The organism is Candidatus Binataceae bacterium, assembly GCA_035508495.1.
Classification (GTDB): domain Bacteria; phylum Desulfobacterota; class Binatia; order Binatales; family Binataceae; genus JASHPB01.
In genome coordinates, this window is record DATJMX010000073.1 from 83,716 (window position 1) to 93,777 (window position 10,062).

Annotated in this window: 9 protein-coding genes and 1 tRNA gene; 6 read left to right on the forward strand and 4 right to left on the reverse strand. The window is 59.9% G+C overall.

Annotation, left to right across the window (positions count from 1 at the left end; translation table 11 throughout):
* Positions 1 to 76 precede the first annotated feature (76 nt).
* Together VMA09_21620 and VMA09_21625 are read left to right on the forward strand one after the other, a co-directional pair.
* Positions 77 to 1,237, forward strand: a complete 1,161-nt coding sequence (locus tag VMA09_21620; protein HUA36222.1) for an acyl-CoA dehydrogenase family protein — start codon at positions 77 to 79, stop codon at positions 1,235 to 1,237.
* A gap of 3 nt (positions 1,238 to 1,240) precedes the next feature.
* Entirely contained in the window at positions 1,241 to 2,485 is a 1,245-nt protein-coding gene (locus VMA09_21625) for an acyl-CoA dehydrogenase family protein (protein ID HUA36223.1), read from the forward strand.
* A 127-nt stretch (positions 2,486 to 2,612) separates the two neighbouring features.
* On the opposite strand, the gene VMA09_21630 is transcribed toward VMA09_21625, so the two are convergent.
* The gene (locus VMA09_21630) at positions 2,613 to 3,083 is read right to left on the reverse strand and encodes a DUF4189 domain-containing protein (protein ID HUA36224.1); all 471 of its coding nucleotides are present in this window, start codon (positions 3,081 to 3,083) and stop codon (positions 2,613 to 2,615) included.
* Positions 3,084 to 3,228: 145 nt separating this feature from the next.
* Here VMA09_21630 and VMA09_21635 point away from each other — a divergent pair, with 145 nt between their 5' ends.
* Positions 3,229 to 3,981 (forward strand): hypothetical protein, encoded by a 753-nt coding sequence (locus tag VMA09_21635; GenBank protein HUA36225.1) that lies wholly within the window; start codon positions 3,229 to 3,231, stop codon positions 3,979 to 3,981.
* A gap of 29 nt (positions 3,982 to 4,010) precedes the next feature.
* Here VMA09_21635 and VMA09_21640 read toward each other — a convergent pair whose 3' ends face one another.
* Positions 4,011 to 4,871, reverse strand: a complete 861-nt coding sequence (locus VMA09_21640) for a TauD/TfdA family dioxygenase (GenBank protein HUA36226.1) — start codon at positions 4,869 to 4,871, stop codon at positions 4,011 to 4,013.
* A 56-nt stretch (positions 4,872 to 4,927) separates the two neighbouring features.
* Entirely contained in the window at positions 4,928 to 6,556 is a 1,629-nt protein-coding gene (nadB, locus tag VMA09_21645) for an L-aspartate oxidase (protein HUA36227.1), read from the reverse strand.
* 120 nt (positions 6,557 to 6,676) lie between these two features.
* Here nadB and pgsA point away from each other — a divergent pair, with 120 nt between their 5' ends.
* The 3 genes from pgsA (at position 6,677) to VMA09_21660 (ending at position 8,192) form a co-directional block, all read left to right on the forward strand.
* Positions 6,677 to 7,303 carry a CDP-diacylglycerol--glycerol-3-phosphate 3-phosphatidyltransferase gene (gene pgsA, locus VMA09_21650; protein HUA36228.1) on the forward strand — a complete coding sequence of 209 codons (627 nt, stop codon included), beginning with the start codon at positions 6,677 to 6,679 and terminating at the stop codon, positions 7,301 to 7,303.
* Positions 7,304 to 7,352: 49 nt separating this feature from the next.
* Positions 7,353 to 7,428 (forward strand) — tRNA-Gly (locus tag VMA09_21655).
* A 179-nt stretch (positions 7,429 to 7,607) separates the two neighbouring features.
* On the forward strand, positions 7,608 to 8,192 hold the full coding sequence (locus tag VMA09_21660; GenBank protein HUA36229.1) for a hypothetical protein: 585 nt from the start codon (positions 7,608 to 7,610) through the stop codon (positions 8,190 to 8,192).
* A gap of 466 nt (positions 8,193 to 8,658) precedes the next feature.
* Here the strand turns inward: VMA09_21660 and VMA09_21665 are convergent, their stop codons facing one another.
* Positions 8,659 to 8,910, reverse strand: coding sequence for a helix-turn-helix domain-containing protein (locus VMA09_21665; GenBank protein HUA36230.1), 252 nt, complete (start codon positions 8,908 to 8,910; stop codon positions 8,659 to 8,661).
* Positions 8,911 to 10,062: the final 1,152 nt, after the last annotated feature.

A 10,062-nucleotide genomic window follows, 5' to 3' on the forward strand; every position in this document is an offset into this window, starting at 1 on the left:
ATCATTGCCGCACCCGACCTGTTCGTGGCATTAGACGATCATCTTCAACGATCGTCGCGGAGCAGGTTTCATTGCGATGAGCGCATCAAACGAATCGAGAGCCGAGCCGGCGCGGCGCATCCAATTCGCCTTCACCGACGAGCAGGAGCAGTTCCGCTCCGCGCTCAGAAGGTTTCTCGCCGACAAGTCGACGACGACGGCGGTGCGCCGTCTGATGGCGACAGATGAAGGCTACGATCGCGAGGTGTGGCGCCAGCTCGGTGCTGAACTCGTCCTGCCCGGCATCCACATTCCGGAGCAGTACGGCGGCGCGGGGTTTGGGATGGTCGAGCTCGGCATCGCGATGGAAGAGATGGGACGGGCGCTACTCTGCGCGCCCTACTTCTCAACTGCGGTGCTCGCGGCGAATGCGATCCTGAACGCCGGCACCGATGCGCAGAAGAAAAGCCTGCTGCCCGCAATCGCAAGTGGTGATCGCCTCGCCACGCTCGCGATCACCGAGCCCAACGGCAACTGGAATCCCGACGCGATCGCGCTAGCGGCAAAGCCGGACAGCAATTCGTACATTATCGATGGAACGAAGAGTTTCGTTGTCGATGGCCACATCGCGGATCTGCTGATCGTCGCCGCGCGCGATGCGGGCGGTGAGCTGGCGCTATTTTCACTGAAGGCGAATTCGGGCGGCGTCGATCGCCATCTCCTCGATTCGATGGACCCGACGCGCAAGCTGGCGCGAATCGATTTCCACGGCGCGCACGCTGAACTCCTCGGCACAACGAAAGACGGAGCCGCCGCGATCGCGCGCACGATGGATCAGGCCGCGATCGCGCTCGCCAACGAAATGGTCGGCGGCGCGCAGGCGCTGTTCGATTCGGCCGTTGCTTATTCCAAGTTGCGCGTGCAGTTCGGGCGCACGATCGGATCGTTTCAGGCGATCAAGCACAAGCTCGCTGACATGCTGTTGGAGTTGGAACTCTCGAAGTCAGCCGCCTACTATGCCGCGCAGGCGGCCGCCGCGGATGATCCCGACTGGCCGGCGCTGGCCTGTCTCGCCAAGGCGTCGGCGTCGGAAACCTATCTGCATCTCGCCGCCGAAACGATCCAGATTCACGGCGGTATCGGCTTCACCTGGGACAACGATACGCATCTGTGGTTCAAGCGCGCCAAGAGTTCCGAGTCATTTCTCGGCCAACCGAGTTACCATCGCGAGCTTCTGATGCAGCGTTGGGGTGTGTAAGCAATGGAAAAAATCAGCGAAGCGGAAATACGCGCGGAAGTCCGGAACTGGCTCGCCGCGAATTGGGATCCCGACATGGCGCTCGTGGAATGGCGCGGCAAGCTCGCGGATTCGGGCTGGGGCATGCCGCAATGGCCGAAGCAATGGTACGGCCGCGGGCTGCCGATCGGCCTCGCCCGCGTCGTCGAAGAGGAATTCGCGGCAGTGGGCGCGGTCGGCGCTGCCAGGTCCGGGGTGCGGCTGCTCGCCGCGGCAACCTTGCTCGAGCACGGCTCCGATTTGCAAAAGAAGAAATTCCTGCGCCGCATCATCACCGGCGAAGACACATGGTGTCAGCTATTCAGCGAGCCGGGCAGCGGCTCCGATCTCGGCGGCGCGACGACGCGGGCCGATCGCGTTGGTGACGAATGGGTCGTTAATGGGCAGAAGGTCTGGACGACCAGCGCGCATCACGCCGATCACGGGATCCTGCTGGCACGTACCGACTGGGACGTACCAAAGCATGATGGAATGTCATTTTTCGTCATCGAGATCCGACAGCCCGGCGTCAACGTGCAGCCGCTCAAGCAGATGAACGGGCACGCCTCGTTCAATCAGGTCTTCTTCACCGACGCGAAGGTGCCGGCCGAGAACCTGGTCGGCAAGGTGGGCGAGGGATGGAAAGTCGCCATGACGACGCTTGCCCACGAGCGCCGCGGCGCTGACGGCCTCGCGCCCCCCTCGAAGCGCGGCACCCGCATCGGCAAGATTCACGCGGAGGAGCGCGCCGAAGTCGAGAAGGCTAACCAGCCTTACAAATGGTATCCGCAGCGCGCCGGCCGCGTCGATCTGATCATCGAGCGCGCCAAGGAAACCGGTGCGAACAAAGATCCGATCATCCGGCAGGAAGTCGCGAAGCTGATGATCCTTGCGAAATCCGCCGAGTGGACCGCGCGCCGCGCGCGAGCCGCCCAGCGCCAGGGACGTCCCCAAGGACCCGAAGGGTCGCTCGGCAAGCTCGCGGCAAGCCACGTCGCCCGCGGATGCGCCCGTGTTCACACATTGATAACGGGGAGCGACGCGATGTTGACCGGACCTGACAGCCCGCGCGGCGGCATAATCGCGGAAATCCTGGTTTCGGTGCCGGCGGTTTCGATCGCGGGTGGAACAGACGAAATTCAGCGCAACATCATCGCCGAGCGCGTCCTCGATCTGCCCAAGGAACCGCGCTTCGACACGGGTCCCTTCCGCAACGTGCGGCGGAACTGACACCAGAACTTAAAAAAGGAAATAATCGCGAAGGCATAAAGGCACTAAGCAAAGCGGCTTTGCCGCTTCGGCTCAATTTTTTCTTAGTGTCTTTGGTGGTGAGTTTTTAACCCGTCGACGGGAATGACTAGTCGCGTGCGCATGTCGATACTTTGACGTCGCAGTTCCTGCCGCCTTTGCGAGCGCAGGCCGCGAGCGCCTTGCCACTCGCATCACCGGCGCCATCGCCAAGGCTCGCCGCGTAGCGATTGTTGTCGCCAGCGGCAAGCGCGGCGCAGGTTTCCCAGAAGGTAATCACTACCTGGCAGCCGTTGCCTTCGTCGCTACAGTTGGCCAGTGCGTGCCGGTCGGCTTCGTTCTCCGAATGATAGTCGTAGGAGTATCCATACGATCCATCGCCGGGCGCGTACGCGATCGCGCCGTAGTTCACATGGTTTTGGCATTGATTCATGCAGTTCTGCTGCAACTCCCACTGATCGGAGTTGTAAGTATCGGTACAAGTGTCGATGCAGCCGTTCACGCTTTCAGCGTGTGCGGAAGCTCGTACCAGCAGACCAATCGCGACACACATCGTTGAGAGAATCCACCAATGCTTCATGCCAGTCACCCGAGGCAAAACGGATTAACAGCCAGACCTGCGAGCGTCAACTGCACGTGCGGCACAGGCCGCACGGTTTAAGAATTCTCACGCTCTGTGCAATATTGTTCCCTTTGGGGGACAAACGCGGGAGGGGAACCGTATAATGAATCCGGTTGAACTAAGCACGGTCGTGTTCGCCAGCGTTTTCGGCGGCGCGATCCTTGGCATGGGGTTGCGAACAGTCCTGCCCGCGCATCACCTCAACACCGAGAGTAAGGATGTAGTCAAATTGGGCGTCGGCCTGATTGGCACAATGGCCGCCCTCGTATTGGGTCTGCTGGTCGCGTCGGCGAAATCTTCTTACGACGCGCGCGCGAGTGAGCTGACGCAGATGTCGGCGAATGCGATATTGCTCGATCGTGCATTGGCCCACTACGGCCCCGAGACCCACGAAGTCCGCGAGGTTCTCAAAGGCACCATGGAGCGGCTGCTGGCGCAGATTTGGCCGCAGGACAGCAAATCTGTCGGCGGGATAAGCTCAAGCATGAGCGGTGAAGTCTTATACGATAAGCTCGTGGAACTGACGCCTCATACCGACGCTCAGCGCACTATCCAATCGCTGGCCGAATCGATAGCGTTCAACCTGGGTCAGACGCGGTGGTTGTTGTTCGAGCAGAACAGTAGTTCGATCTCGACGCCGTTCCTGGTCGTAGTGGTCTTCTGGTTAAGTGTACTATTTCTGAGTTTTGGTTTGTTCGCGCCTCATAACGCGACCGTGGTCGTCACGCTGCTGCTCAGCGCGATATCAGTTGCGGGCGCATTGTTTCTGATATTCGAGCTCGACCGCCCATTTTCCGGATTGATCCAAATATCCAGTGCGCCCCTGCAAAACGCTCTCGCGGTAATGGGTAAATAGTCAAATCGACTGACTATTATATATCACCCTCACTGCGGCAGCGCGGATTCGCTTTCGGGGTTGCCCGCGATGCGGCTGTGCCACATTATGCGCGGCTGGCGCATGTCCCACGGCAGCGCGCGATGCAGCAGGCATCGATTGTCCCAGATCACGGCTTCGCCTGGCTTCCATGTATGCTGATAGATGCGCGGCGGCTGGCATGCGAAATCGACCAGCTCCTGGAGGAAGCGCTCTGACTCAGACTTGTCCATCTCGGGGATGTTGTGCGCGTGGCGGCCGATCACGAGCGACTTTCTGCCCGTATCCGGATGAACCTTGACCAGCGGCCGCAGCGGCACCGGACCATCGTGGAAGCCATAACCGCTATAGTCACTACCCCGTTTCGGACGATGACCCAGTTTCGACTGGCTATAGTAGAGCGAATGGTAGGCGGTGAGGCGCTCGACCTTGGCGCGAGTCTTATCATCGAGCGCGTCGTACGCGGCACGCATGTCCGCCCATCCCGTCTCCCCTCCCGCGCTCGGCACTACTTCGGCGCTAAACACGGCGCCCTTCGCCTGCACGGGCATGTAGGTGCTGTCGCAGTGCCAGCCCATATTGCCCTTGAGCACCTTCATAACGTCGCTATCGTCGTCCTCGGCGATGATTGTGCCGTCTTTCTTGACGTTGCTGATGGGCGCGATGTCGAACTCGAGATTGCCGAATCGGCGCGCGAAGGCGATCTGCTCGTCGCGGCTCAGAAACTGATCGGGAAAGATCAGGAGCGCATAGTCGAGCCACGCCGCATGGAGATCCCGCCACGTCGAATCGTCGATCGCAGCGAGTTTCACGCCGCTGACAATAGCGCCGAAAGTAGCATCGAGAGGTCTGACTTCAAATTGGCGTGTCACGACATCCTCCGCAACGGAACACGATATCGAAATTTATCGAGCAACCGCTCAAGGCGTCAAACGCGATCCTGAACTGATTCGCCCTCGATGATCGTCGGCTTGACCAATTCTTCGCCGCCGGTTTTCGAGTGATCGATATTGTAATGGAGGCCGCGCGATTCCTTGCGCGCGATCGCCGAGCGCACGATGAGTTCCGCGACAACCACGAGATTGCGCAATTCGATCAGGTCGCCGTCGAGCAGGTGATCCCAGTAGTAGCTGTGAATCTCTTCCTTGAGCAACTCGATGCGACTGAGGGCGCGATCGAGACGCCGATCGCTGCGCACGATTCCGACGTAGTTCCACATCAAACGTCGAATCTCGTCCCAGCTTTGGGTGATGAGCACGCGCTCCTCGCCGCGAATCGCGCGGCCCGGGTCCCATTCGGGGAACTCCGGCGGACGTCCACCGGTAGTCACCTCGCGCGCCGAGTCGAACGCGCGCCGGCCCATCACCGCCGCTTCGAGCAGCGAGTTCGAGGCGAGCCGATTCGCGCCGTGAAGCCCAGTCATCGCGACTTCGCCAGCCGCGTAAAGGCCGGGGATCGATGTGCACGCATCGAGGTCAGTCACCACGCCGCCGCACATATAATGCGCCGCCGGCACGACCGGAATCGGACCGGCCGTCATGTCGATGCCGTAGCTCAGGCATCGCTTGTAGATGTTCGGGAAGCGGTCCTTGATATACCCGGCGTCGCGATGGCTGAGATCGAGGTAAACGAAATCGAGACCGTGACGCTTCATCTCGGAATCGATCGCGCGCGCCACGACGTCGCGCGGGGCCAGCTCCGCGTCGGCGTGGTAGTGCTTCATGAACGGCGTGCCGTCGGGACGCTTCAGGATCGCGCCCTCGCCGCGCAGCGCCTCGGAAATCAGAAACGACTTTGCCGCGGGATGGAAGAGGCACGTCGGATGGAATTGGTAGAATTCCATGTTGCCGATCGCGGCACCGGCGCGATATGCCATCGCCACGCCATCGCCCGACGCGATGTCGGGATTGGTCGTGTAGAGATAAACCTTGCCCGCGCCGCCGGTGGCGAGCAGCGTCGCGCGCGCGAGCACCTTTTCGATCTTGTTGGTCGCGCGATCGAGCGCATACACGCCCCAGCATGCGCCAGGATGGCCGCCGCTCGGCGACTCGACCAGCAGATTGATCGCAACGTGATTCTCGAGCGTGCGGATATTGGGATTCGCCGCGGCGGCAGCAGTCAGCGCACGCATGATCTCGCGGCCGGTCAAATCCTGCGCATGCAGAACGCGGCGATGGCTGTGGCCGCCCTCGCGGCCAAGATCGTACTCGACTTCGTTTTCGCCGTTCGAATTTTCAAGCTTGGTAAATTGCGTGCCGTACCTGATGAGCTCACGCACCGCCGCCGGACCGCCGCGAACGATCGCCTCGACCGCGGCGCGATCGCATAGACCGGCGCCCGCGCGCAGCGTGTCGTCGACATGCGACTCGAACGAATCGCTGACGCTCCATACCGTGGCGATACCGCCTTGCGCATACGCGGTGTTCGCCTCGCCGCTATCGGCCTTGGTCAGGACGGTAACGGTGCCGGTCTCGGCCGCGGCCAGCGCGAAAGTAAGACCGGCGATCCCCCCGCCGATCACGAGAAAATCACTGTGGAGTGGAGAGCGATGCTTCATCAAACTGACCTCGTATCTTTGCGTCAATTTGACACTTAGTCCCCAGCGGCCAGGCAGTCAAGGCTCGCGTTGCACTGGTTTGCTCCCGTTCCATGGATGACCTATCCTCGATCCAAAGGGATGGGACATCGCTCGAAGAGCGCGCAGCAGGAATTTGCCGTGGCATTCTCCACGCCCAACCTCGTCACGTACTTTCGCTTTGCAACCGCGCCGATCCTCGTGTGGTTGCTGATGTATACGTCGCCGGCGGCCTCGTGGGCGGCAGCGGGGGTCTTCTTCGTCGCGACGATCAGCGACTACTTCGACGGCTACCTTGCGCGCAGCTACGATTCGGTGACGACGCTCGGCAAGTTCCTCGACCCAATGGCGGACAAGCTGGTCGTGATGACGGCGCTCATCATGCTCGCGGGGATGGCGCGGACGCCGCATGTTCCGGCATGGATGGTCGCGGTGCTGGTCGCGCGCGAGACGATGGTCACGGGGCTGCGCGCAGTCGCGGCGGCGGAAGGCATGATCGTCGCGGCGGAAGAGCTCGGCAAATACAAGATGGCGCTGCAATCGATCGCGATCCACGGGCTGCTCATCCACTACACGTACTTCCACGTCGATTGCTTTGCGTTCGGGATGTTCGTGCTGTGGATTTCGCTGATCGTGGCGGTATGGTCGGGGATCGATTACTACGCGCGGGTGTTGACAGCGCTCAAACCGATGCAACGGATGGGCGGCAGCAAACGGATGGCGATTTGACTTGCTGACCGGCGCCCGTTAAATCATTTAGTCCACCTCGGAGCGGCGAGCGGGTGTAGCTCAGTTGGTAGAGCGTGTGCTTGCCAAGCACAAGGTCGTCGGTTCGAAACCGATCACCCGCTCCATTAGATTCCTCAACAAAATCAAGGCTTTTTAGGTGATTTTCAAGCCCCTGACCGATCGGTCCGGACCTTCCGGAAACCATTTTCTGGCATATTTCTGGCATTTTTGACAAGCCGGAACTCTCCAGCACCCTGCTGATAGCGTTGCCGCCGCTCGGCGATCGGCGGCTCCATCGCGCGTAGTGCCGGATCAGCATCGCAAGCGTCGTGTGCCCCATCTGCGAGGCGACGAAGCGCATGTCTTCGCCGGCGCTCAGCAACAACGTCGCGTACGTGTGCCGGCACTGGTAGAGAGGCCGATGCCGGAGGCCCGCGCGGCGCAGCAAACTGATCCAGTTACGCTGGCGGATGTTGTCGAGGTCGAACGGCTGCTTGCCGCCCTCGTTCACGAATACGAATGGGCTGCGCAATTGAGTTCGTGCTCGCTGCTCCTGAAGCGCATCGCGAACGGGAGGCAGCATGATGACGTCGCGCTCACTCGATGTAGTCTTCGGCAATCCCATTCCGAAGCGGTTCAGGTGCCGGCGGACTTTGAGGAACCCTTCGCGGAAATCGATGTCATCCCAGCGCAGCGCCAATGCCTCGCCCGGCCGCAATCCGGCAAAGAGGAGAATGGTAAAGAACGTCCGCTCGGAAAGGCGCGCCGCTCGCAAGAGCGCCTGGACCTCGTCGAGCGTGAATGGATCGATCTCCGGCTTTGTCTCGCGCAGGTTACGGACGTAGTCGACCGGATTGTCCGCTCTGAGCTTGCGAATCCTCGCGGTTGAAAAGAGCGTTCGAAGTCGAGCCACGACGATATTAATCGAGCGCGGCCCGAGTCCCCGCTCCTGCAATTGCGCGATCAGCCGCTTGATGTCGCCGTCGTGAATCTCGTCGATCTTTTTTTCGGCAAAGCTCGATTTAAGAATGTAAGCCTCGAGCAGCCGCCCGTACCCGTAGGCCGTGGACTTTGCGACGGTTGGCTTGAGCTCGTCGAGCCACTGAAGAGCAAAGTCACGGAAAACGACGCGATCGTCGGACGCCTTCGCGAGCCCGAAACGATCGAGATTGTGACTTTCAGAAAAGCGCGCCTGGTAGTCGAACTTTCCCGCCGCGATCTGCAGTTCGATTTCCCTGGCTATCCTGGCTGCGGCCCGTCGATTGTCACGATTGTCTTTGAGTCCGATGTATTCGCGGCAGCGTTGTCCGCGATACTGGAAGGTCACGAGCAATCGGCCGTGATCGCCTTCAATCCTAGCCAAGCAGATCACCTCCTCGCAGTACCATCGCTTCGAACGTCGACCAATGGATCACCACTTTGCGGCCGGCGTGGTGTACTCCGGCCGCGCGCGTGATTTTGCCCATGCTGATCCAGTTGTATAGCGTTTTGGGCGAAAGTCGCGCCCTGGCCGCCGTCTCGACCACTGTAAGATACTCGTGGTCGGAGATCGACGGTCCAGCAAAGCGGCCTGTTTCATGGTTGCCGTGGCTTTTCGATCCCTGCATCACCGTAGCTCCTCTCGACTTTGATTTTGTGGATGAACCATGCGATCGAAACTTGACGCTTCGAACGCATTGGGAGAACGTGAGCTATCCGGAATTAAGTTGCGAGGAGCGAACCGTCCCGCGAGAGACTCAAGCCCAGGTGTGGTCCAAATCGAAACTGACTGCTCGGCCGGCATGCGGTAAACTCCTCACCAACCACTCCGCATCCGCCACGTGCCTAGCGAACACCACTACAACATTTGGTGTCAACGCCTATATCAAGTCGAGTAGTACACTATGGATTGAGTAGTACACTACAAGGTACGGCACTGCACGATCGTCAGCAGTCTCGGGCCGCCAAGGGCATTTCCAGTTTTCGGCGTGATAAAAATCCTGCGGTACTGTACGGCATCGGTAAATTCTTAACGAACCTTCCCGACAATTTCGTTCCGATTTTTCCGAAGGGTGTATGGTCGGAGCAGAACCACTGCAGGAGTTCCGAGTCCAGTTTGCAGCTGCCGGATCATATATCGGCCTGAGCTCGCAACGCCTTTCAAAGGTACGGCTTTTTCATGAGCGTCCTGGCAGAGTTGCAGCTAAGCCAGTCACGTTCAGGGACGAATCACATCTGCTGTTGGAAACTCCTCTCCGAAGCTATGAAGCGGCGCTGGCGGAGCGGCGACTCGTAATACTAAGTGAAGACATCGGCCGGTGGGGCGTTCAAGGGATTGAGCGAGCATTTCGACCTTCGAACGCTTCCCGTGGTCGACTCACCGCGCGTCGTCCAATCGACCACGTCCCGAAGGATGCTATTTCCAGAAATTACCCCTCTTCGCGCAGAAAACCATACGCAAATCGACGCAGAACGGATCATTCAATTTAAGTGCTGTCTCAGAACTTTTCCTGCCGCACCCACTGGTCGGCCTGCCTCATTTTTCCGAGGAATACGCGCTCGACTAATCTCCGGTAGCATCGTCGTGTGGTACCGCAAATTACCGGCTTTTCGGCGGACGAGCGATCGCGCTCCGAACTCGCGCATCAGGAAATGGACGACAGGTACGCACCGGAATAACGAAACGAAGACGGCCCTCAACCATCGAGATCAAAGCGAAACTGAAGATCTGCAAGACAAGCGGCGCACATTAAGATCGGCGACCGCACTACGTCGAGAAA